At 57.6% G+C, this 21,662-nt stretch carries 19 protein-coding genes; 10 read left to right on the top strand and 9 right to left on the bottom strand.

Annotated elements, in window-relative coordinates; translation table 11 throughout:
* Window positions 1-51: 51 nt before the first annotated feature.
* The 3 genes from J0G10_RS27005 (at window position 52) to J0G10_RS26995 (ending at window position 4,091) form a co-directional block, all read left to right on the top strand.
* Entirely contained in the window at window positions 52-1,701 is a 1,650-nt protein-coding gene (locus J0G10_RS27005) for an acyl-CoA dehydrogenase family protein (RefSeq protein WP_095125488.1), read from the top strand.
* 182 nt (window positions 1,702-1,883) lie between these two features.
* Window positions 1,884-3,383: an AMP nucleosidase gene (amn, locus tag J0G10_RS27000; protein WP_016986142.1), complete on the top strand. Its 1,500-nt coding sequence runs from the start codon at window positions 1,884-1,886 to the stop codon at window positions 3,381-3,383.
* 72 nt (window positions 3,384-3,455) lie between these two features.
* Complete coding sequence (locus J0G10_RS26995; RefSeq protein WP_245398005.1) at window positions 3,456-4,091, top strand: pseudouridine synthase; 636 nt, start codon at window positions 3,456-3,458, stop codon at window positions 4,089-4,091.
* Here the strand turns inward: J0G10_RS26995 and J0G10_RS26990 are convergent.
* A complete protein-coding gene (locus J0G10_RS26990; protein WP_007909655.1) occupies window positions 4,086-4,295 on the bottom strand; it encodes a DUF2788 domain-containing protein in 210 nt (69 codons plus the stop codon). The genes J0G10_RS26995 and J0G10_RS26990 overlap by 6 nt on opposite strands.
* A 295-nt stretch (window positions 4,296-4,590) precedes the next feature.
* Complete coding sequence (locus J0G10_RS26985; protein ID WP_008081091.1) at window positions 4,591-5,070, bottom strand: Lrp/AsnC family transcriptional regulator; 480 nt, start codon at window positions 5,068-5,070, stop codon at window positions 4,591-4,593.
* 450 nt (window positions 5,071-5,520) lie between these two features.
* Between J0G10_RS26985 and J0G10_RS26980 the strand changes: the two genes are divergently transcribed.
* On the top strand, window positions 5,521-6,573 hold the full coding sequence (locus J0G10_RS26980) for a DUF6515 family protein (protein WP_220557042.1): 1,053 nt from the start codon (window positions 5,521-5,523) through the stop codon (window positions 6,571-6,573).
* Here the strand turns inward: J0G10_RS26980 and J0G10_RS26975 are convergent.
* Entirely contained in the window at window positions 6,567-7,475 is a 909-nt protein-coding gene (locus J0G10_RS26975) for a cation diffusion facilitator family transporter (RefSeq protein WP_095048757.1), read from the bottom strand. The genes J0G10_RS26980 and J0G10_RS26975 overlap by 7 nt on opposite strands.
* Before the next feature lie 12 nt (window positions 7,476-7,487).
* Entirely contained in the window at window positions 7,488-7,907 is a 420-nt protein-coding gene (locus J0G10_RS26970) for a hypothetical protein (protein WP_007909665.1), read from the bottom strand.
* Window positions 7,908-8,017: 110 nt separating this feature from the next.
* Between J0G10_RS26970 and hrpB the strand changes: the two genes are divergently transcribed.
* Entirely contained in the window at window positions 8,018-10,537 is a 2,520-nt protein-coding gene (hrpB, locus tag J0G10_RS26965; protein ID WP_095125485.1) for an ATP-dependent helicase HrpB, read from the top strand.
* Window positions 10,538-10,603: 66 nt separating this feature from the next.
* Here hrpB and J0G10_RS26960 read toward each other — a convergent pair whose 3' ends face one another.
* From J0G10_RS26960 to J0G10_RS26950, 3 genes are all read right to left on the bottom strand, one after another.
* Window positions 10,604-11,524, bottom strand: coding sequence for a hypothetical protein (locus J0G10_RS26960; RefSeq protein WP_095048755.1), 921 nt, complete (start codon window positions 11,522-11,524; stop codon window positions 10,604-10,606).
* Window positions 11,525-11,575: 51 nt separating this feature from the next.
* Complete coding sequence (locus J0G10_RS26955) at window positions 11,576-12,655, bottom strand: endonuclease/exonuclease/phosphatase family protein (RefSeq protein ID WP_095125483.1); 1,080 nt, start codon at window positions 12,653-12,655, stop codon at window positions 11,576-11,578.
* Window positions 12,656-12,730: 75 nt separating this feature from the next.
* Window positions 12,731-13,405 carry a YciC family protein gene (locus J0G10_RS26950; RefSeq protein ID WP_220557041.1) on the bottom strand — a complete coding sequence of 225 codons (675 nt, stop codon included), beginning with the start codon at window positions 13,403-13,405 and terminating at the stop codon, window positions 12,731-12,733.
* Between the two features lie 178 nt (window positions 13,406-13,583).
* On the opposite strand from J0G10_RS26950, the gene J0G10_RS26945 reads away from it, so the two are divergent.
* The 3 genes from J0G10_RS26945 to J0G10_RS26935 all read left to right on the top strand — a co-directional run bounded on the left by J0G10_RS26945 (window position 13,584) and on the right by J0G10_RS26935 (window position 15,613).
* Window positions 13,584-14,342, top strand: coding sequence for a DUF2076 domain-containing protein (locus J0G10_RS26945; protein WP_220557040.1), 759 nt, complete (start codon window positions 13,584-13,586; stop codon window positions 14,340-14,342).
* A gap of 138 nt (window positions 14,343-14,480) precedes the next feature.
* Entirely contained in the window at window positions 14,481-14,960 is a 480-nt protein-coding gene (locus tag J0G10_RS26940) for a LabA-like NYN domain-containing protein (protein WP_007949802.1), read from the top strand.
* Window positions 14,961-15,001: 41 nt separating this feature from the next.
* Entirely contained in the window at window positions 15,002-15,613 is a 612-nt protein-coding gene (locus tag J0G10_RS26935) for a 3'-5' exonuclease (protein WP_220557039.1), read from the top strand.
* Between the two features lie 12 nt (window positions 15,614-15,625).
* Here J0G10_RS26935 and J0G10_RS26930 read toward each other — a convergent pair whose 3' ends face one another.
* The gene (locus J0G10_RS26930; protein ID WP_220557038.1) at window positions 15,626-18,535 is read right to left on the bottom strand and encodes a P-loop NTPase fold protein; all 2,910 of its coding nucleotides are present in this window, start codon (window positions 18,533-18,535) and stop codon (window positions 15,626-15,628) included.
* A 134-nt stretch (window positions 18,536-18,669) separates the two neighbouring features.
* Window positions 18,670-19,122 (bottom strand): Lrp/AsnC family transcriptional regulator, encoded by a 453-nt coding sequence (locus tag J0G10_RS26925; RefSeq protein ID WP_220557037.1) that lies wholly within the window; start codon window positions 19,120-19,122, stop codon window positions 18,670-18,672.
* Between the two features lie 163 nt (window positions 19,123-19,285).
* Between J0G10_RS26925 and yedA the strand changes: the two genes are divergently transcribed.
* The gene (gene yedA / locus J0G10_RS26920) at window positions 19,286-20,221 is read left to right on the top strand and encodes a drug/metabolite exporter YedA (RefSeq protein ID WP_095048751.1); all 936 of its coding nucleotides are present in this window, start codon (window positions 19,286-19,288) and stop codon (window positions 20,219-20,221) included.
* A 52-nt stretch (window positions 20,222-20,273) separates the two neighbouring features.
* Entirely contained in the window at window positions 20,274-21,611 is a 1,338-nt protein-coding gene (locus J0G10_RS26915) for a DEAD/DEAH box helicase (RefSeq protein WP_095048750.1), read from the top strand.
* Window positions 21,612-21,662 lie beyond the last annotated feature (51 nt).

Here is a 21,662-nt window from a genome sequence, read left to right as displayed (position 1 = left end):
GTTGCGGAGCGGTGCTTAACTGGGTTCCTTGGTTGCCCGAAGGAGCCCGTCATGAACCTGCATCAGTTCGCCGAAACTCACGAAGTCACCAACCAGCCACCGTCGCTGGACGGCACTAACCTGTACCGCATCGACCTGCCGTTGCAGGAGTGGTCGCGGCGCTTTGGTGCCGGGTGGGCGGAGTCGCGGATCGATGCCTACGGTGCACTCGCTGGTGGGCCGTTGATGGAAGCCGGGTTCCTCGCCAACCAGAACAAACCTACGTTCGCCAGCCATGACCGCTACGGTCATCGCATCGATCTGGTGGAATTTCATCCGGCCTATCACGAACTGATGGGCACGGCGATCGAGCATGGCCTGACGTCGCTGCCATGGACCCATCCACAGGACGGCGCGCATGTCGCGCGCGCCTCGATGACCTATCTGCACAGCCAGGCAGAAGCCGGCAGCGGTTGCCCGTTGACCATGACCTTCGCCAGTGTGCCGGCCCTGCGTTTGCAGGCGAACATCGCTGAGCAGTGGCTACCGAAAGTCCTCGCCACCGAATACGACCCACGCAACGTCGGCATGGCGCACAAGGCCGGCGTGACCATCGGCATGGCCATGACCGAGAAACAGGGTGGCACCGACGTGCGCGCCAATACCACAAAGGCTTACCCGGTCGGCGCCAGTGGCCCGGGTCAGGCTTATGAACTGGTCGGGCACAAGTGGTTCTGCTCGGCGCCGATGTGCGATGCGTTTCTGACCTTGGCGCAGACCGACAAGGGTTTGAGTTGTTTCCTGCTGCCACGGCATCGCCCGGACGACACGCGTAATCAGTTCTACATCCAGCGCCTGAAAAACAAACTCGGTAACCAGTCCAACGCCTCCAGCGAAGTGGAGTTCCGTGGCGCGCTGGCGTGGATGGTTGGTGAGGAGGGGCGCGGCGTGCCGACTATTATCGAGATGGTCGCTATGACTCGGTTCGACTGCATGGTCGGTTCCAGCGCGTTGATGCGTCAGGCGCTGACCCAGGCCAGCCACCACTGCGCACACCGCAAGGTCGGCGGCAAACTGCTCAGCGAACAGCCGTTGATGCAAAACGTCCTGGCTGATCTGGCCTTGGAAAGCGAAGCCGCGCTGGCCCTGAGTTTGCGCATGGGCAAGGCGCTGGATCATCTGGATGATCGCCACGAAGCGCAATTTGCGCGGCTGGTGACGGCGGTGGGCAAGTATTGGATCTGCAAGCGCGCGCCGGGGATGATCAATGAGGCGGCCGAGTGCATGGGCGGCGCCGGGTATGTCGAGGACAGCATCCTGCCGCGTCTGTACCGTGAGGCACCGGTGAACTCGACGTGGGAAGGTTCGGGGAATGTGCAATGTCTGGACGTACTGCGGGCGTTGTCGAAAGAGCCGGGTGTGCTTGATGTGTTGTTCAGCGAATTGGGCGACGGGCACGGTGACAAGCGCCTGGCCGCGCATATTCAGCAGTTGCAGGCGCAGTTCAAGGACACCAGTGATATTCAGTATCGCGCGCGGCAACTGACCGAAGACATCGCGCTCGGTTTACAGGCCAGGCTTTTATTGGAGGCCGGAAATTCAACGGTCAGCGATGCCTTCATCGCCAGCCGCCTGAGCGGTGGCGGCCGGGTTTACGGCGCCTTGCCGCGTGGGCTAGACGTCGAAGCCATCGTCGCCCGCTCAACCCCACAAGGTTTCTAATCAAGCAAAAATCCCCTTGTGGGAGCGAGCCTGCTCGCGAAAGCGGTGTATCAGTCGACATCTTTATTGAATGACCCACCGCATTCGCGAGCAGGCTCGCTCCCACAGGGGATCTTCATTGATTTAAAGATTTGGGTACACCCACAACGCCACTGTTCCCGTGACGCCACGATGCAGGCAAGATGAAGCTCTGCAAGTCAGAACACAGGAAGCTGATCGTGACCGAAGCGTTTATTGTCGTTCAAACCGCCGAACAAGCCGTGGACCGTCTGGCCGAGCTGCATGAGCGGGCCACCACTGCGCTGAACTCGGCGCTCAAGCGTTACCTCAAGGATCGCGTCGAACCCGACGCTGCGCAGCGTGCTCTGTTTCGTTATCCCGAACTGCGTCTGACCTATCATTGCCAGGGCGAAGTGCCGCAGACCACCCGCGCTTATGCCAAGGTGCAACTGCCGGGCACCTATAGCGTCACCGTCACCCACCCGGCGGCGTTCCGCAAATACCTGCTCGAACAGTTGGTGCCGTTGATGCACGACTTCACCGTGACTGTGGAAGTCGGCGTCAGCCAGCAAAACATTCCGTATCCGTACGTGGTCGAGCAGGGCGATGAACTCGCCGGCTCTGGCGTCACCGCTGCCGTGCTGGCGCGGGTGTTCCCGAGCACCGACTTGTCTGCCGCTACCGATGGCATCGCCGACGGTCTTTACGACTGGGAAAACACCGATCCGCTGCCGCTGGCCTTGTTCGACGCCGCGCGCGTGGATTTCTCCCTGCGCCGTCTGGTGCACTACACCGGCAGCGACTGGCGGCATGTGCAGCCGTGGATTCTACTGACCAACTATCACCGCTACGTCGACCAGTTCATCGTCCATGGTCTGGAACAGTTGCGCCGCGACCCGCGTTTCGTGCGCATGGTGTTGCCGGGCAACGTGATCATCGAGAAGGGCATGGATCACGGCGAAGCATCGGCGATTGCGGCCGGTGTGGTCTGGCACCGTTACCAGATGCCGGCCTATCACCTGATCGCCAGCGATGGCCACGGCGTGACGCTGGTCAACATCGGCGTCGGCCCGTCCAACGCCAAGAACATCACCGACCACTTGGCGGTGCTGCGTCCGCATTGCTGGCTGATGATCGGCCACTGCGGCGGCCTGCGTCAGTCGCAGACCATCGGCGACTATGTGCTGGCCCACGCTTACATGCGTCGCGACGGCATTCTCGACCGTGTGGTGCCGCCGAACATCCCGATCCCGGCCCTGGCAGAAGTGCAAATGGCGTTGCAACAGGCTGCCGCCAATGTCACTGGCGAGAAGGGCGATGATCTGAAAAAACGCCTGCGCACCGGCACCGTGCTGACCTATGACGATCGTAACTGGGAATTGCGCTGGGCGCAGGAACGACCGTTGATCAACCTGTCCCGCGCCGTGGCCGTGGACATGGAAAGCGGCACGATTGCAGCGCAGGGTTATCGCCTGCGGGTCCCATACGGCACGTTGCTCTGCGTTTCAGATAAACCGCTGCACAGTGAAATCAAACTGCCGGGTTCGGCCAATGCCTTCTATGAACGCGCGGTCAGCCAGCACTTGAAGATCGGCATTGAAGCGGTGGACCTGCTGCGCACTGAACTCAACTCGTTGCACTCGCGCAAATTGCGCAGCTTCGACGAGCCGCCGTTCCGTTAACGCTTAGTCGTGGTCATTTGGCGGTCGGGGCACTAGCATTGTCAGCCCTGATCGCTAAATGTCTGTTCTCTTATGTCTCGTCCCCCGCGTCCACCTTCCCGCCGCTCCGGCGCGAAGCCTCAGTCGTCCGCGCCGCGCCGTGTTGCCAAGGCACCCCCGGCCGAGCCGAAACTGATCCTGTTCAACAAACCGTTCGATGTGCTGACGCAATTCAGCGACGGTGAAGGGCGGGCGACGCTCAAGGATTTCATCGATGTGCCCGGCATTTATCCGGCCGGACGCCTGGATCGCGACAGCGAAGGCTTGTTGCTGCTGACCAACGACGGGCAGTTGCAGGCGCGTATCGCCGATCCGAAACACAAACTGGCGAAGACCTATTGGGTGCAGGTCGAAGGCGTGCCGACGGCTGAGCAATTGCAGCGCTTGCGCGATGGCGTTGAACTGAATGACGGCATGACCTTGCCCGCCGAAGCGCGGCAGCTGGATGAGCCTGAGTTGTGGCCGCGCAATCCGCCGGTGCGTTTTCGCGCGACCATACCGACGTCATGGCTGGAACTGGTGATTCGCGAAGGGCGCAACCGTCAGGTACGGCGCATGACGGCGGCGGTAGGCCTGCCGACATTGCGGTTGGTGCGGGTGAAGATTGGTGACTGGACGATCGACGGACTCGATCAGGGCCAGTGGAAGGAAGTGCCGGCGCGCTTATAAAGCGCCGGATTCGATCAGGCCGATCACCACACTCTTGATGATGAACGCGGCCACGCCCAGGCCCAGTACGAAGAACAGAATGAACGAGCCAAAGCGCCCGGCTTTGGACTTCTTCGCCAGATCCCAGACGATGAAACCCATGAAAATGATCAGGATGCTGACCAGACCGGTCATCATCCACTCTTCTAATAAGGCTGGATCCATTGGGTTTCTCCGACGCGCACGCGGCTAAAAGGGCGCGGCGAGTATACGCCAAGGTGTGTGGGGTGACATTGATCTGGGTCTGATCCGGAACTGTTGCCCTCACCCTAGCCCTCCCGAAACGTCGGACCGCCCGGAGGGAGAGGGGACTGACCGGGGGATGCTCGCAAAATACGCCGACCTGAACGTTCTGTTGTGAATCCATAATCGACTCAATCTTTCAGGTCGATGTATGACGCCAGACTCCTCGGTCGGCCCCCTCTCCCTTTGGGAGAGGGCTGGGGTGAGGGGCTTTTGATCAGTTGCGCAGGTGGGTCAAGGGCAGTTCTGTGCTGTTGAGCACCTGATTCAGTACGAAGCTTGAACGAACGCTGGTCACCCCTTCAATCCGGGTCAGGTGTCCCAGCAATAGCTTCTGATAGTGATCCATATCCGGCACCACCACCTTCAACTGGTAATCTGCATCCACCCCCGTCACCAGACTGCACTCCAACACCTGCGGCAACGTGCGAATCGCCGCTTCGAAGTTCTCGAAACGCTCTGGCGTGTGTCGGTCCATGCCGATCAGCACATACGCCGTCAGGCTCAGCCCGAGCATCTTGCGATCGAGCAATGCCACCTGACGCGAGATGTAGCCGTCGTCTTCCAGTTGCTTGACCCGGCGCGAGCAAGGGGAAGGCGACAGACCGATGCGCTCGGCCAGCTCCTGGTTGGAGATGCGGGCGTCGCGCTGCAATTCCGCCAAAATACTCAGGTCGTAACGGTCGAGTTTGCTCATCAATCTGTCCTTGGTTGTAACTATTGCGGCAGATTATCTATCCAGGGTTAAAAATTGCGCAAGTGGTGTTTATTTCAGCAATCTTCGCAATCCTCTGTCGCCGTCTCAGGCCTATTCTTATCACCAGAATCACTGCTCGGTAACACAGTCCACGCGGCCCGCCCTATCCGGCCTGCCGCGGCCGCCACCCCCACCGGGGTTGTGCCGGCCCCCGAACTGCACACTGTCCAGAAGACGGCGTGAGGTGAGCCGACGTCAAAAGCGTCGAGCCAGGACGAAGTTCTCTAAAGGGAGGCCGACGGGTCTCCCTTTTTTCTTGCCTGCGATTTCATGCCGGACGCTCAATAAATAAGTTGCGTGACTGATAACCTGTTGCAGAACCCGGTGTGTGTATTCCCGGTCTTAGTGACAAGCCCTCTTACATTTACAGGCCCCGCAGTGAGAAAAAGCATGAATTCGCGCATCTGGCGTCTGGCCGGTGTTGGTTTGCTGTGTGTGAGTGTCAGTGCGCAAGCGCTTGCCGATGAACCGCAGAATCGCGGGCCGGAGGGCGGTGGCCATGGCCAGGACCATCAGGGCAATAATCAGGGCCATGGCGGCAACAATCAGCCGCGTCCGCAGAATAATCAGCCACAGCAGAATCAGCCGCGCCCGCAGAACAACGAGATCATTCGTGGCGACAACAGCCGCCAGTTCGAGCACAACGGCAACAACAATGGTCCGTGGCAAAACCACGACCAGAATCGTCCGGCGTATAACCCCAACCCGGTGCGCCAGCCGCCACCACCGCCACAACTGCCGGCCAATAGCCTGCCGATCCAGCCACGGCCCGATACCGTGCGCCAGACCCAGGAACCGCGTCAGGGTTACTACCGCGACGAGCGCCCGCAAAACGGTTATCACAATCAGCAATGGCAGACCGGTAACCGGCCCAATGACAATCGCTGGCCGGGCCGTCCGGATGGTCATGGCAATGGCTGGGGGCCTGGTCCGCAATATCGACCGGGGCATGTGATCGACCGTTTCCCGGATCGTGACTACCGCGTGCCGTATCGCGGTCAGGATTACTTCTACTCCGCAGGCTACTGGTATCGCCCGCAAGGCCCGCGCTACATCGTCGTGCAGCCGCCACGCGGGATTCGCATTCAGTATTTGCCCGATTACGCCCGTGAAGTGTGGATCGGTGGTTCGCTATTGTTCCTCGCCGCCGGTGCCTACTACGCGTATCAGGAGGCGACCCAGGATTATATAGTCGTCGAGCCGCCGGTTCAGCCACAACCGCAGCCGCAATCCCAAGGCTATGACGTCGAAGCCTATCCGGCCAACGGCCAGTCGCCGGAGCAGGTGCAGCAGGACGGATACCAGTGCTATCAGTACGCCGTGCAGCAAAGCGGTTTCGACCCGCGCACCGCGACGTATCAACCGGCACCCGAAGTGGTGCAGGCGTACCGTCAGGCGCAGGGTAATTGCCTGAGCAGTCGCGGTTATCAGGTCAGTTACTGAAGCCGGGTTTGCGCCCGTTCTGACTTGACCACTTCCTGCGGATCGGCGTGCACCAGCACTTCGGCTCGCGGGTAGGCCTTGTGAATGGCATCGGCGGCTTGGTCGCTGATGCCGTGCGCCACTGACAAGGTCAATTCCCCCGGCAATTCCAGGTGCAACTGCACGAACCAGTGGTTGCCGGAGATCCGCGTGCGCAAGTCATGCGCGCCCAACACCCCCGGCACGCTGCAGGCCAATTCGAGCATGTGCTGACTGACGTGGGTTGGCAGTTCTTCATCCATTAGCACCGAAAAACTTTCCCGGGCGATCTGGATCGCACTCCATAGGATATAGGCGGCAATGCCGAGTCCGAACCAGGCATCCAGTTGATGCCAGCCGAACCCGGCCAACACCAGCGCCACCAGAATACTGCCGTTGAGTAACAGGTCGGATCGGTAATGCAGTGAGTCGGCACGCACGGCGTTGGAACCGGTCTGCTTGATCACTCGATGCTGCAGCACCAGCAAGGCCACCGTCAGTAGCAATGAGAAAATAATCACGCCAATGCTGATCCACGGTGCGCCAAGCGGTTCCGGATGCTGGATGCGTTCATAGGCTTGAAACGCGATCAATACCGCGCTGCCGCCAATGAACAGCGCCTGCGCCATCCCCGCCAGCGACTCCGCCTTGCCGTGACCATAACGATGATCGTCATCGGCCGGGCGCAGCGCGTAATGCACGGCCAGCAGATTGAGCAGCGAAGCGATGCCATCCAGCGCCGAGTCGGTAAGGCCGGCGAGCATGCTCACCGAGCCGCTGAGCCACCAGGCGATGGCTTTGGCGATGATCAGCGTGCACGCCACCGCTACCGAAGCGCGGGTTGCCAGCCTGAGCAGGCGGGCGTGTTCGGGGCTGGATGTCATTGAACGTCCTTTTTAAGCGGCGGGTTGCAGGCCGAACATCGCCAGTTGTTGAGTGCTGCCCTTGTGTTGAATCAGGCGCGGATCATCCAGTGGGAAATCTCGGCCCAACTCGCTTTCGAGAATAGCCTGCAACTTGTGATTATCGACCTGGCCGTCCGGGCCGATGGCTTGCTTGAGTTTGGCCGGATCGATCTGCGCAGTGTGGCCCGGTTCGAAATAGATCGCACCGGTGGCGAAGTCGACGGCAAACGCGATCAGCCCGGGAATGACGTAGAACAGCAGGCCCACGGCGTCGAGCACGGCAATCGCCGGGTCGATCTTGCCGTCGATCTGCCCGCGCCGGTCCGGGTAGAAAATCGAACCGCACGCGGTAATTTGCGTGAGCAGGGTAGCGACCAGTACACCGCCGATCAGGCGAAAAGGTAAGCGCATGGGGAAATCTCCTGATTCATCTAAGAACGAAGCGTAGTCGTGTGAAGTTAAGACCCTGACGAACGCCTAGCAGTTCGCCGTTATACTCGCGCCTCTGTTTTGGAGCCAGCATGATTTCTTTGCCAATCGATGACGTTTTACCCGCCCTGCGTGAAGCCCTCGCGACACGCCACGAAGCCGTGCTCGAAGCACCGCCGGGCGCCGGTAAAACCACCCGCGTGCCCTTGGCCCTGCTCAATGAAGCGTGGCTGGCCGGGCAAACCATTCTGATGCTTGAACCACGGCGTCTCGCTGCGCGTGCAGCAGCGGAGCGTTTGGCCAGCGAGTTGGGCGAGAAGGTCGGGGAAACCGTCGGATATCGCATCCGTCTCGACAGCAAAGTCGGCCCCAATACGCGTATCGAAGTGGTCACCGAAGGCATTCTCACCCGCCGTTTGCAGGATGATCCGGCGCTGGAAGGCGTGGGCCTGCTGATCTTTGACGAGTTTCACGAACGCAGCCTCGACGCCGATCTGGCGCTGGCCTTAAGTCTGAACGGTCGCGAGCTGTTCCGGGCTGAACAGCCGCTGAAGATTTTGCTGATGTCGGCCACGCTGGAAGGCGAGCGTCTGGCCGGGTTGCTGGATGACGCGCCGATACTGCGTAGCGAAGGCCGCATGTACCCGGTGACGATGCGCTGGGGCCGGCCGTATCAGCCCGGCGAGTACATCGATCAACGCGTTACGCAAACCGTGCTCGAAGCACTGCACGATGAAACCGGCAGCCTGTTGGTATTCCTGCCGGGACAGGCGGAAATCCGTCGCGTCCATCAACAACTGGCCGACGCGATCGGTGAGCGCAGCGATGTTTTGCTGTGCCCATTGCACGGCGAACTGGACCTCAACGCCCAGCGTGCCGCCATCGACCCGGCGCCGACCGGCCAGCGCAAAGTGGTGCTGGCGACCAACATTGCCGAGACCAGTTTGACCATCGACGGCGTGCGCGTGGTGATTGATGCCGGGCTGGCGCGGGTGCCGCGTTTCGATCCCGGCAGCGGCATGACCCGCCTCGATACCCAGCGCATTTCCAAGGCCAGTGCTACGCAGCGCGCCGGCCGGGCGGGGCGTCTGGAACCGGGCGTGTGTTATCGCTTGTGGTCGCAGGATCAACACGAGCAAATGGCCGCGTATGGCAGTGCGGAAATTCTTTCGGCGGATCTCGCCGGTCTTGCGTTGCAACTGGGGCGCTGGGGTGTGACGCCGGGCGAACTGGTCTGGCTGGATGTTCCGCCGGCGGCCGCTTATGCCCAGGCGCAGGAGTTGTTGCAGCGGCTCGGCGCGCTGGAAGGTGAGGCGCTGACTTCTCACGGTCAGGCCATGGCTGAGTTGCCGGCGCATCCGCGCATCGGGCATTTGCTCCTGCGCGGTCAGGCGCTGGGGCTGGCGAACATGGCCTGCGATGTCGCCGCGCTGCTGGGCGAGCGCGATATCTTGCGCGGTGCCGGGGCAGATTTGCACAGTCGCTTGGTTCTGCTATCCGGCGAAGAACGCGCCGCTCGCGGTGCGCACGGTGGTGTGCAGCGCGCCCGGCAACTGGTGCGGCAATATCGCGGTTATCTGCGCGGCAAGGCGAGCGAGCCGGTCAGCGATCCCGATCATCCGCGCTGGCTCGGTGCCTTGCTGGCGCTGGCCTACCCGGATCGCGTCGCGCAACAGCGGCGTGCCGGTGGCGCCGAATATCGTCTGGCCAACGGTCGCGCGGCGCTGTTCGCCGAAGCCGATAGCCTGATGAAAGAGCCGTGGATCGTCATTGCCGACCTCGGCAGCCGTCAGGGCCAGCGCGAGGAGCGGATTTATCTGGCGGCGGATTTCGATCCGGCGCTGTTCGATTCGGTGCTCGCCGAACAGGTGCGCAACGTTGATCAACTCGACTGGGACGAACGCGAAGGTGTGCTGCGCGCCGAACGCCAGCGCAAGGTCGGCGAGCTGATTCTCAGCCGTGAGCCGTTGACCGGTCTTGATGAAAATGCGCGCAGTCAGGCGCTGGTCAATCTGGTGCGACGCAAAGGTCTGGAACTGCTGCCGTGGACGCCGGAACTGCGCCAGTGGCAGGCACGTGTGGCGTTGTTGCGGCAGTTGGAATTGCACAATCAGGACGACAGTCAGTGGCCGGATGTCAGTGATGCGACGTTGCTCGATACCCTTGAAGACTGGCTGATGCCGTATCTGGGCAAGGTCTCGCGGCTCAGCCATTTTGCTAATCTGGATCTGTCGAGCATTGTGCGTAACTTGCTGCCGTGGCCGCTACCGCAGAAGCTTGATGAGCTGGCGCCACATCATCTGAGTGTGCCGTCGGGGTCGTCGATTCGTCTGGACTACAGCGAGTTTCCGCCGATTCTCGCGGTGCGTTTGCAGGAGTTGTTCGGGCTGGCGGATACGCCGCGGATTGCCGGCGGGCGCCAGGTGGTCAAGTTGCATCTGTTGTCGCCAGCAAGGCGACCGGTGCAGGTGACGCAGGATCTGGCCAACTTCTGGCGCAGCACCTATGCCGAGGTGAAGAAGGATTTGAAGGGCCGCTATCCGAAACATTATTGGCCGGATGATCCGCTGGTGGCCGAGGCGACTGCACGGGCCAAACCACGCGGCACCTGAAGAGTAAAAAATCGCAGCCCGCGCAGCTCCCACAGGTTTCGTGGTGGGGCTGCCTGCGATGTCATTTCATGAACGCGAAAAGACCGTTTTGACCCACCCCTGCAAGGTGTACTTCTGGTAGATGTGCTTAGGCACATCGACATACGGATCAGTAATGAACCGTTCCGGAATCACCGGGTTGGCCTCATCGATCACCAGAATGTTCGCCGGGTTGTAAAAGTCATAGTCGACCACGCTCTTGTTGGTGGTGATGACTTTTTTCCGTGAGGCCATGGCTTCGAAGAAACGGAAGCTCAAACCGGCCTGACCGGGTTTGGCAATGTCCAGAATAATCCGTGAGCGCTTGACCAACTCACCCACGGATTCCAGCGACATTCTCTGTTCGAAAAAAGTGATGCCCGGATGCGCGCCCGGGATCGGTTTGCTCTGAACCAGAAACTTGTAATCGGTCACCCCGAGGCAATCGAACGCCCGCGCGAGACCGGTAAGTGCCGGCACCCGATCCTTACCCGCCATCACCACAAACGCCGAGTATTCACCGGGCTCGCCGTCGGCGACGTAGTCGTCGTAAATGAAGTTGTGGAGTTTCTTCAGGCCGTAGCTTTCGGCATTCTGCGGATCGAAGGAAAACACCTCGTTATAACCGGCCAGTTCTTCGCGGGTCATCGGCCAGCGACTGAAACTGTCGTAGAGGTAGGCGATCTTGTGGTCCGAGACGTTGAGTCCGGCGGCCAACTGTTTCGTATCGATCTGGGCCGGGTTGATGATGAGCGCGACATCAAATCTCCCGCACGCAGCAATGGCTTTATTGAACTGGCGTAACTGCGCCCAGCGTTTCAGCGGGCGGCGCAAGATCTTCGGCGCTTGATCAAAGCTGTTCTGCATCGATGACGTATCGATGAAACACACGTCATTGTCGATCATCAGGTAGTCCGCCAGTTTGCGCGCGTAACCACCAATGTCCTTGCACACCAATAAGATTTTCATGGGATTCCATATCGTCAATTCGGGCGACGGGGCGATGATCCTCGGCCCTGCCTATGGCGCCGCCGGCAGCAGGAAGCGCGCAATCACCGGCAGGTGATCGGAGATGCGCAACGTGTCGTCCTGGCGCACCCTTGCTTCGACCCGCTTGATCTTCGGGCTGTAAAACAGATAGTCGACCGTGCGATCCGGGCCATTCAGGCCGGGATCGTTGGGGTAGTGGGTCAGCCAGCGCGCACGGTCGATGCCGCTGGCTTCGTTGTTGGTCGGGATCATCGGGTACTTGTCCCACAGCAGATGCAATTCGCTGTCGGCGGAGTAGGGCGTGCGCTGTTCGGCAGGCAGGCGGCGGTACTGGCCCAGCGGCAACAGATTGAAATCGCCGCCGATCAGCCACGGCAGGCCTTGGCTCTCATACTTGTCGAGCACTTTGGCTACGGCGGTCAATTGTGCTTGCGCGGTGTCACCCGGTTGGCTGGAGCGTTCAAGGTGGGTGTTGAATACGGTCAGTTGCCCGCCGTCACTCAGGGGCAGTTTGGTCGCGAGCAGGGCGTCTTTCGGCTGGAACTGGCGGTTGATGAAGTTGGCGGCAGCGACCGGCAATTGCAGGCGTTCGGCGTGTTCGATGCGGTAGCGACTCAGGGTCGCCAGTTGCCGGCCGACGCTGCCGTAAATGTGCGGGTCGGGAACGAATTCGGCCTTCCAGTCGAACGCACTGGCACTGCACGGATACAGGTCGGCGACCCGTTCCTGCAACAGCTTGAGCTGGTTCTGATAGTCGCTGGCCTTGGCGCCGTCATCGAGCTCCTGCAACAGCACCAGATCGGGCTGCTCGTCGCGGATCACCCGCGCCACTTCGTCGAGGCTGAAGGCCATGTCTTCCAGCGTCGGCGCTTCATCATCGCCCTGAGCCAGATCATTCCAGAACACGTAGCGTTTGCCGGCCAGGTATTGCACGTTCCAGGTCATGACTTTCAGCGCCTGCCCGGGCACCAGCGTCGGCGTTGTGGCGGTGCAACTGACCGGCACGGTTTCGCGGGCGTCGGGGCGCCAGGTCAGGCTGAACAGCAGCCCGCCGATCAGGGCGATGGCGAGCACGACAAACAACAGGGTGTAGCGCAGTAGACGGGTCATGGCTCGGCTTATAGCGTTACAGAAAGTGGCCCCGAGCATACCTGACGGTCGTCTCGAAGCCCAAGCGCAGTGCTGTCAGATGGCTCTTTCACGTTTGTCAGGTAATTCGCTGATCAGCATGAACAGGCGGAACAACACCACACTGGTGAACAGTTGCAGGAAGCTGTGAGCGCTGTCGATCAGAATGGCGATCACAGGATTCTGCGGCTCGGGGTACACCGCCAGTGTCGCGCCTTTGAGCAACCACAGCGGCGTCATCACGCAGAGAATGCACAGCAGGATCCGCCAGAAATGCCCGCGGGTCAGGCGCAGGCTTTCCTTCATCGCCTGCAATGGTCCCATACCGCGCAGTACCAGCAGGTATTCGCCGAACGCGAGCATCACCATCAGCATCAGGCCCGGCAGGAAGTACAGCGACAGGCCCAGCAGAATCAGCAAGGTATTGAGCGCCGTGAGCAACGCGAAACGCGGCCACAGAGTGGCGGCCATCGCCAGCAGATCGCGGTTGCGCGGCGCCTCGCCACGGCTGCGCGCATCGAGAAAGAGGATCAGTGCGGCGGTGTACAGCGGATACACCAACAGACCAACGATGATGCTGATCGCCGAGATGTTATCCGGCCCGCTGGCGTGATCGACCACTTGTTGCAGGAATGCTTCGAAAATCACCAGCGGCAGGCACAACCGCACGATGCTGCCCAAATGGCGTTTGAAAAAATACAGAGAGTCGCGCAGCACTTCGAGGGCATTCATCAGTCGGTATCGCAGGTCGAAAACAGTGGCTCACTTTAACCGATGATGGCTGGCGCGACACAAACGTAAACATTCGGTAAAGGTCATTGAAACGTTTTGTCACCGTCTCCATTACAGGAGAGCACCTCGGCCAACGTGGACGAGGGCAATGTTATCCCCGGCAATCTACGAGGTCGCCATGAACAGCGAAGAGCAAACCCTGATCGATGGACTGTTTTCGCGGCTGCAACAGGCCGAAACGGAGGCAGCCCCGCGCGACGCCCAGGCTGAAACGCGGATCAAGGAACACCTGACCCGCCAGCCGGCGGCAGGTTATTTCATGACCCAGGCGATTCTGGTGCAAGAGGCTGCGCTCAAGAGCCTCGACGAGCAGAACAAACAACTGACTCAGCAAGTCCAGCGTTTGCAGGCGGAGTTGCAGTCGGCCAAGGCGCAGAGTGCCGCACCGGCGCCGAGCGGCGGCGGTGGTTTCCTGTCGAGCATTTTTGGTGGCAGCCCGCGTCCGGCGCCGACTCAGAGTGCCGCGCCGGCCTCGACTGGCGGCTGGCGCGAACCGGCACCGCAGCAGAATTACGGCGCGTCTGCACCCCAACAGAACTTCGGCGCGCCACCGCCTAACTATGCGCAACAAGCCGCTCCGGCAGCCGGCAGCAGCTTCCTCGGCAGCGCCTTGAAAACCGCCGCTGGTGTGGCCGGTGGCGTGATGCTCGCGCAGGGCATCAGCAGCTTGTTCCATCATAACCAGCAGCCGGAAGAAATCGTTGAAGTGATCAAGGAAGAACCGGCGCAGGTTGCCGACCAGAGCAACAACGGTTGGGGCGATGACCAGCGTGTGGCCGATAACGGCTTCTCTGGCAACGACCAGGGCGGCTTCACCGACACCGACTACGGCAACGACAATTCTTCCTTCTTTGATGACGACGATTCCTTCGTCTGATTCACCATTCGTCCGGAGCCCCTGAGGGCTCCGGGCCGATTATTCGCGGAACCCTCCTGATGGCTGGCATACTGAGCGCCTTTTTCGGGCCTGGCGCCTGATCCCGCTTCGTGCGCTTGCGCGCCCACAGGAACTCCGGTGAAAAAAATCGCAGTGTTCGCCGACGTGCAGAACCTCTACTACACCGTGCGTCAGGCTTATGGTTGTCACTTCAACTATGCCGCATTGTGGGCCGACATCAGCAAGGACGGGCAGATCGTCGAGGCCTACGCCTATGCGATCGACCGTGGCGACAGCAAGCAGCAACAGTTCCAGCAGATCCTGCGCAACCTCGGTTTCACCGTGAAGCTCAAACCCTACATCCAGCGCAGCGACGGCTCGGCCAAGGGCGACTGGGACGTGGGCATCACCCTCGACATCATGGACGCCGCCGACCACGTCGACGAAATCGTCCTGGCTTCCGGTGACGGCGATTTCGACATGCTGCTCGAACGCATCATCAGCAAACACGGCGTGCAAGCGGTCGCCTACGGCGTGCCGGGTCTGACCGCCAACTCGCTGATCCGCGCCGCCAGCCGTTATGTGCCGATCGAAGGCGCACTGTTGTTGAAGAATTGAGCTGTTACTGAAGAATTGATTTGTACGGAGTTGAACCCGGTTTGGAACGCATTGCAGTCATCGACTTTGAAACCACTGGCCTGTCGCCGAACAGCAACTGCCGCGCCACGGAAATCGCTGTGGTCATGCTGGAAAACGGCCGCATCGTCGAGCGTTACCAGAGCCTGATGAACGCCGGCGTGCGGGTCCCTGCGTTCATCGAACAACTGACCGGCATCAGCAACGCCATGTTGCGCACCGCGCCCTCGGCCGAGCAGGTGATGAACGAGGTCAATGAGTTTGTCGGTTGCACGCCGCTGGTCGCGCACAACGCCTCGTTCGACCAGAAGTTCTGGGACTTTGAACTGGGGCGGATCAAACGCACGCGATTGCAGAACTTTGCCTGCTCGCTGCTGCTGGCACGGCGCTTGATGCCTGCGGCACCAAATCACAAGCTCGGCACGCTCACCACGTTCGCGCGCCTGCCGCATACCGGCCAGGCTCACCGGGCCATGGCCGATGCCGAGATGGCGGCGAATCTGATGGCGCATCTGGCGGATCAGTTGCGGCACAAGCACGGCGTCAGCGAGCTATCGCACGACCTGCTGTGCAAGTTGCAGAAAGTCCCGGCTGCGAAAGTCACTGAGCACTTGCAGCTCTACCGTGGCGAGTGATGATTTTCCATATCACTCTTTTGACAATAAGAACTTGTGATTCAGTGCGTTATAGATTGAGGGGAGCTGAGAATAACTCACGTTGAAAAACGTCTTGAATAGCGTTTTTTCAGGTTGTTTGTTGAGAGTTTGAATTATTTTTTCTTGATGTTGAAGCCAGTATGCGGCCAACGTTTCTTTTCCTAGGATTTTAATAGCAGTATCAATGTTGGCTAAAAATGGAGGTTCGTTACTGTGGACTCCGCTGTCAAGTGTGATGAGTAACATATCTGCAAAGTAAATGTAGGCGGAAGCTTCTAGTTCTGGATTGAAGCATACTGAAAAAAAGTAATCGGATAAGGCTCGGTGTATACCGTGCTGTATGTTTTTCCCTTCTTCGTCATAGCTTCCGCATTCGCCAGTGGTTGTATTGCTTAGTTGTGATGATATGAAAAGTTTTATATAGTTTTTTTCAATTTCAAGCTCCGTCTCAAGCTCTTCTGTAAGTTTGCCTGAGGTTGTGGATCCAAGAAGGTCTGAGTGTGATAGTTGGTCGATCTCTTTGAATATATTTGTTTTTGTTTTTATATACTTGTTTTTGAATATGTTGAATGTGATTTGTGAGATTTCACGCATCTGATCGATGGTGGTTTCATAGCGATTCAATGATAAGTTAGGATTGTCATTGGCGTGATAACTGACGCTCTGCCAAAGGTTTACTAATCCTGATACCGTTTCTACGCTGCAGTTTAGTCGGAAGTGTAGAAGGTCGTAGAACCCAAGGATGCCACGATCTTCCTGAGTCAGTCGGTGCAATACTCCTTTTATACCTTTCGAAGAATTTCCAAAAATGATGTCTGAAATGATGTTGTGATTTTTATTTGAAATTTTGTTGTTTTTTTCACTTGAATAATTTGGGATGTTGTTGAGTACTCTCATTATTTCAGAATGTACTTTTCGTCTGAATCCAACAAAGTCTTCTTTCTCTGTGAGAGAGTACTGTGGCATTTTTTCAATGAAGTGATCGATAATTGTGTTGGACAGTTGTAGTCCAAAACTATTTAAGTATTTCATTGTTACTCGCCAAAACTCTCGAAGATTTTCTTCTTTTGAGTCAAGTTTTCTGGTGAAGAGTTCTTTTAAAAACTCATTTTGGTTCTCGGAGGTGAATAGCTCTTCTTTGAGGTTTTCGTAATATTGATAGGAATTTTGAGGTACGGGTCTGGATAGCTTTGCGATAATATATAGGTACTTTTCCAAGGGCCTTTTATTGCTCGGTGAACATGCTCGCGAACTGAACTCAGCCTCCGTCATTCGATTCGTTCCGATGGCATTAAATTGTGCAGAGTCAAATAGTTTAGATAGCAGTAGATTTTGGTCTTCGGTGAGGGTTGTTATATATTTTTTATAGTCGGGATGATTGTCGTATTTGTTGTTGGACTCTTGTAGCTTAAAGAAGCCCGATTTCCCGCTCGATTCACAGTCATAAATTTTTCGGAAAATTTTAGGGTGGTTGACGTAAATAAGTGTAAGGTGTAGTAAGTCGCTGGTATTTGTATCGCTATTTTTGAAGTCTATATTTTCGATATCTAAAAGTATAAGTGCATTGATCAGTCTTTTGATTTTTCTAATGTCGCCAAGTAGCAGCTTGTATTTGTGGAAATCATCGCTTTGGAATATTTTTGCTATTTCTTGTGTTAGAAGTTTTAGCTTATCAACAGCTGCTGTTGATATATTTAGATTTTCCTTGATGGCTTTGTCAAAGTATCGGTAGAGATAGTTTGTGAGGTCGTTTGAGCTTAGAAATAGACTGGTTTTTATGTTGATGAATTTCTCAAGAAATTCCAGTGTTTTTTCAGAGTCAGGGTTTTCTGTTGTTGCTTTAATGTTATCGGTGTCGTAGCAAAGTACGTAAGAAATGTTGCTGAGCATAAAGCTGCGCTTTATGGAGAATAGTATGCTTTTTGCCGATGACCAATGCAGCCTGTCTAGGTCGTCCACAATGACAATGATTCTGATGCTTATGTTTCTTAATGTATAATCCATCTCTTTTAGTGTGGAATGTATCGTGTCGGTATCTAGAGATAATTTTTTTCTTATGTCAAGAAAAGAGGTGGCTTTCTTATCGGCTACTAAGTTTTCATAGCGCTTGAATAACGGACGTAAGGCAGGTGCGAAAATTTGCTCTTGTATTGTGCTGATAAGATCGTCAATGAATTTTTCTGTTAGATCTACGCCTTCGTCATAACGTAATGGCTCAAAGCGGTGGATTACCGTTTTCCTGTCAGGCAACTCTCTCCAGTAGTTACAGCAGAAGTTAACAAAACTGGATTTTCCCGTGCCCCATGGAGCGTCTATACCGAATACCAGGCTATCCGATGAACCGCCGTTGAGAACTCTCTCTGCAAAAATGGTTGCTCTCTCTCCGAAGTCCAAAAGGTCGTCATCTTGGCCTTCTATGTCTCGATCACTCATGAAATAGGGGTGACATATTTCTTTTTTTCTAATATTTAATGAAGCTTTTATCATTGCAATCCAAGCTATGATCACTGGGCTGATATAAAGGCAAAAAAGTTGTGTAAAAGTAAGTCGCTCCAAATACTTTGCATAAAACTCATTGGCTAGCCCGTCGCTGTTGCAGGACAGAAAAAAACCAAGCGAAAAAACGATAAGCAAATCAATTCGTGAGCTATCGATGAGCTTTCTGGATTCCTTGCATGCACCGCGACTTACTGCGTAAAAAATGCAAGTAATAGCACTGAGACCCGAAATTGATAACACTAGGAGATCTATATTAAGGGTGGCGATATGCCTATTTATAAGTGCGCCGATTATTTGTCCGATGGACAGCGCTTCACCGATGAGAACTCCTGCAATAAAGAACTGAAGAAGTGGTGTGATTTCGCTGGCGCGCAATCCTTTACTGTATTCCGAAAAGCGCATTCTCTTTCCTTGTAGGCTGTTTCTTGTCGCATTGGTGGAAGAACACTGATTTGATGTCTGAATGTTATCTGTGCGGTGCCATTTGCCCAAGCTCTAAACTGCAGTTTTCAAAAGTTGATCAGCTCCAGAGGTGCTTATCGAGACCCCCCTTCGATATGCCCGAGCGGAACGCGTTTCTCGATGGCGCTAGACAACACAATCGACGTCTTGCTGAAGCCAAACTTCGCCACCCGATTGATCAACTCCTCCAGCTCCGTCATCGACCCCACCGCAGCCTTCATCATCACGCACGGATCGCCCGTGACTCGAAAGCATTCGGTCAGTTGCGGGATCTTCACCAGTTCGTCGTAGACCTTCTGGCTGCCGTTCTGGTGCAGGCGCAATTCGATCATGCACTGGATCGGCAGGCCGATTTTCGACAGGTCGATTTTCGCCTCATACCCGGTGATCACCCCGGCTGCCTCAAGTTTGGCAACGCGCTCGGCCACCGCCGGGGCGGAGAGGTTAACTTTGCGTGCCAGATCGGCGTAGGACGCACGGCCATTTTCCAGCAGGGCGCTGAGCAGCATGCGGTCGTATTTGTCCAAGGCCGGACTCCTGAAAATGCCAGACTTTCGAAATCGTGGTTTATTCCACCGATCTCCGTGATTTCCAAAGTGTACCGGCGCTATAAACAGGTTTTGTAACTTATTTTTGCTCGTCAGCCTTTCTAGAATAATCCATCCCCTGACTCAGACTTTCGAGCTGCCCATGTCTGCCTTGCGCCGTTTTTCCTTGCCGCTGATCGCCGCGTTTTTTGCGTTGTATGTGATTTGGGGATCGACCTATCTGGTGATCCGCATCGGCGTCGAATACTGGCCGCCGCTGATGCTCGGCGGGGTGCGCTTCGTGATCGCCGGCAGCCTGATGTACGCCTTCCTGCGCTGGCGCGGGGCTCCGGCGCCGACCTGGGCGCAGTGGAAAGCGGCGGGGATCATCGGGATTTTGCTGCTCAGTTTCGGTAATGGCGCGGTGAGTGTGGCCGAGCACACGGGCGTGGCTTCGGGTGTGGCGGCATTGGCGGTGGCGACGGTGCCGTTGTTTACTTTGCTCTGTGGATATTTCTGGGGCGCGCGTAACACTCGGCTGGAATGGGCCGGGGTGGCGTTGGGGATTGTTGGTATTGCCATGCTCAACATGGGCTCCAACCTGCAATCGAGCCCCCTGGGCGCGGCGCTGCTGATTTTTGCGGCGGCGACCTGGGCGTTCGGCTCTGTGTGGAGTAGACATCTGCCGTTGCCGCAGGGCGCGATGGCCAGCGCGGTGGAAATGCTCGTTGGCGGTGTGGTGCTGCTGATCGGCAGCGTTGTCAGCGGCGAGCACCTGCAAGCCGTGCCGCCGGTTGAAGGCTGGCTGGCGCTGGCGTACCTGATCTTCTTCGGCTCGATCATCGCCTTCAATTCCTACATGTACCTGCTCAAGCACGTACGTCCGGCGGCGGCGACCAGTTATGCCTACGTCAACCCGGCGGTCGCGGTGTTGCTGGGGATTGTGTTTGTCGGCGAGACCATCGGCATCGAAGAAGCGCTGGCGATGCTGGTGATCATCAGCGCGGTGGTGTTGATTGGCTTGCCGCAGTGGCGTCGGCCGGCACAGCCGCCAGTCGTGGCGCCGACAGCCGTTCCCACAGAAACGCGTACGAATTAGGGTAAACTGCGCGGCATTGCATGCCTGCGTTATTTTTTCCTACGGTACTCCCATGACTTTCGCCACCCTTGGCCTGATCGAACCCTTGCTGCGCTCCCTCGAGACGCTCGGCTACCAGACCCCGACGCCGGTTCAGGCGCAAGCCATTCCGGCCGTGCTGGCCGGTCGTGACTTGATGGCAGCCGCTCAGACCGGCACTGGCAAAACCGCCGGTTTCGCCTTGCCACTGCTGCAGTTGTTGGCCATGGAAGGGCCGAAAGTCGCTGCCAACTCGGCGCGTGCACTGATTCTGGTGCCGACCCGTGAGCTGGCCGAGCAGGTTCATGAGTCTGTGCGTCAGTACGCCGAAAACCTGCCGCTGCGTACTTATGCGGTTTACGGCGGCGTCAGCATCAATCCGCAGATGATGAAGCTGCGCGGCGGCGTCGATGTGCTGGTCGCCACGCCCGGTCGCCTGATCGACCTGTTCCGCCAGAACGCGCTGAAACTCGATCAGTTGCAGACTCTGGTGCTGGATGAAGCCGATCGTATGCTCGACCTGGGCTTCTCTGAAGAACTGGCGAACATTTACCGCATGCTGCCAAAAAAGCGCCAGACCCTGTTGTTTTCCGCAACCTTCTCCGATGACATTCGCCTGCTCGCCGGGCAGATGCTCAACGATCCGCTGAGTATCGAAGTCAGCCCGCGCAACGTCGCCGCCAACACCGTCAAGCAGTGGATCGTCACGGTGGACAAGAAGCGCAAGGCCGAACTGTTCGTGCACCTGATGCGCAAGAACAAGTGGAAGCAGGTGCTGGTGTTCGCCAAGACCCGTAACGGTGTGGATGCGCTGGTGGAAAAACTTCAGGGCCTGGGCGTGAATGCCGACGGTATCCATGGTGATAAACCTCAGGCGACCCGTCAGCGTGCGCTGGACCGTTTTAAACTCAGTGAAGTGCAGATTCTCGTGGCGACTGACGTTGCGGCGCGGGGCCTGGATATCGAAGATCTGCCGTTGGTGATCAACTTCGATCTGCCGATCGTGGCTGAAGACTACATCCACCGTATCGGCCGCACGGGTCGTGCTGGCGCGACCGGTGAGGCGATCTCGCTGGTATGCGCGGATGAAGTGAACATGTTGTCGGCGATTGAAATGCTGACGCGCCAGACCTTGAAACGTCAGAACGAGCCGGATTTCGAACCGGAGCACCGCGTGCCGGACACCGATGCCAGCGGTCAGGTGATCAAGAAACCGAAAAAACCGAAGAAGCCGAAGGCTTCCGGTGGTGGCGGCAAGCGTAATCTGGGCAAATGGGTCGACAGCGGCGAGACGCAGGCGCCGGAGCCTTCGGTCAAGCCTGTGCGTAAAGTGCCGGTGTTCAATACCGGGCCGCGCAAGCGCAAACCTTAAAGTCAAAAGCCCCTCACCCTAGCCCTCACCCAGGGGTAGAGGGGACTGATT

Source organism: Pseudomonas germanica, assembly GCF_019614655.1.
In the GTDB taxonomy this organism is placed as follows: domain Bacteria; phylum Pseudomonadota; class Gammaproteobacteria; order Pseudomonadales; family Pseudomonadaceae; genus Aquipseudomonas; species Aquipseudomonas neuropathica.
The sequence above is the reverse complement of the archived record's forward strand: the minus strand, read 5'-3'. Positions and strand labels throughout refer to the sequence as shown.

Bases quoted from the DNA above. Each gene is read 5' to 3' on its own strand.
- J0G10_RS26960 (WP_095048755.1), bottom strand. From the start codon at position 11,524: ATGAAAATCTTATTGGTGTGCAAGGACATTGGTGGTTACGCGCGCAAA.
- J0G10_RS27005 (WP_095125488.1), top strand. From the start codon at position 52: ATGAACCTGCATCAGTTCGCCGAAACTCACGAAGTCACCAACCAGCCA.
- J0G10_RS26975 (WP_095048757.1), bottom strand. From the start codon at position 7,475: ATGACATCCAGCCCCGAACACGCCCGCCTGCTCAGGCTGGCAACCCGC.
- yedA (WP_095048751.1), top strand. From the start codon at position 19,286: ATGTCTGCCTTGCGCCGTTTTTCCTTGCCGCTGATCGCCGCGTTTTTT.
- J0G10_RS26995 (WP_245398005.1), top strand. From the start codon at position 3,456: ATGTCTCGTCCCCCGCGTCCACCTTCCCGCCGCTCCGGCGCGAAGCCT.
- J0G10_RS26950 (WP_220557041.1), bottom strand. From the start codon at position 13,405: ATGAATGCCCTCGAAGTGCTGCGCGACTCTCTGTATTTTTTCAAACGC.
- hrpB (WP_095125485.1), top strand. From the start codon at position 8,018: ATGATTTCTTTGCCAATCGATGACGTTTTACCCGCCCTGCGTGAAGCC.
- J0G10_RS26985 (WP_008081091.1), bottom strand. From the start codon at position 5,070: ATGAGCAAACTCGACCGTTACGACCTGAGTATTTTGGCGGAATTGCAG.
- J0G10_RS26990 (WP_007909655.1), bottom strand. From the start codon at position 4,295: ATGGATCCAGCCTTATTAGAAGAGTGGATGATGACCGGTCTGGTCAGC.
- amn (WP_016986142.1), top strand. From the start codon at position 1,884: ATGAAGCTCTGCAAGTCAGAACACAGGAAGCTGATCGTGACCGAAGCG.
- J0G10_RS26945 (WP_220557040.1), top strand. From the start codon at position 13,584: ATGAACAGCGAAGAGCAAACCCTGATCGATGGACTGTTTTCGCGGCTG.
- J0G10_RS26955 (WP_095125483.1), bottom strand. From the start codon at position 12,655: ATGACCCGTCTACTGCGCTACACCCTGTTGTTTGTCGTGCTCGCCATC.
- J0G10_RS26915 (WP_095048750.1), top strand. From the start codon at position 20,274: ATGACTTTCGCCACCCTTGGCCTGATCGAACCCTTGCTGCGCTCCCTC.
- J0G10_RS26930 (WP_220557038.1), bottom strand. From the start codon at position 18,535: ATGCGCTTTTCGGAATACAGTAAAGGATTGCGCGCCAGCGAAATCACA.
- J0G10_RS26970 (WP_007909665.1), bottom strand. From the start codon at position 7,907: ATGCGCTTACCTTTTCGCCTGATCGGCGGTGTACTGGTCGCTACCCTG.
- J0G10_RS26980 (WP_220557042.1), top strand. From the start codon at position 5,521: ATGAATTCGCGCATCTGGCGTCTGGCCGGTGTTGGTTTGCTGTGTGTG.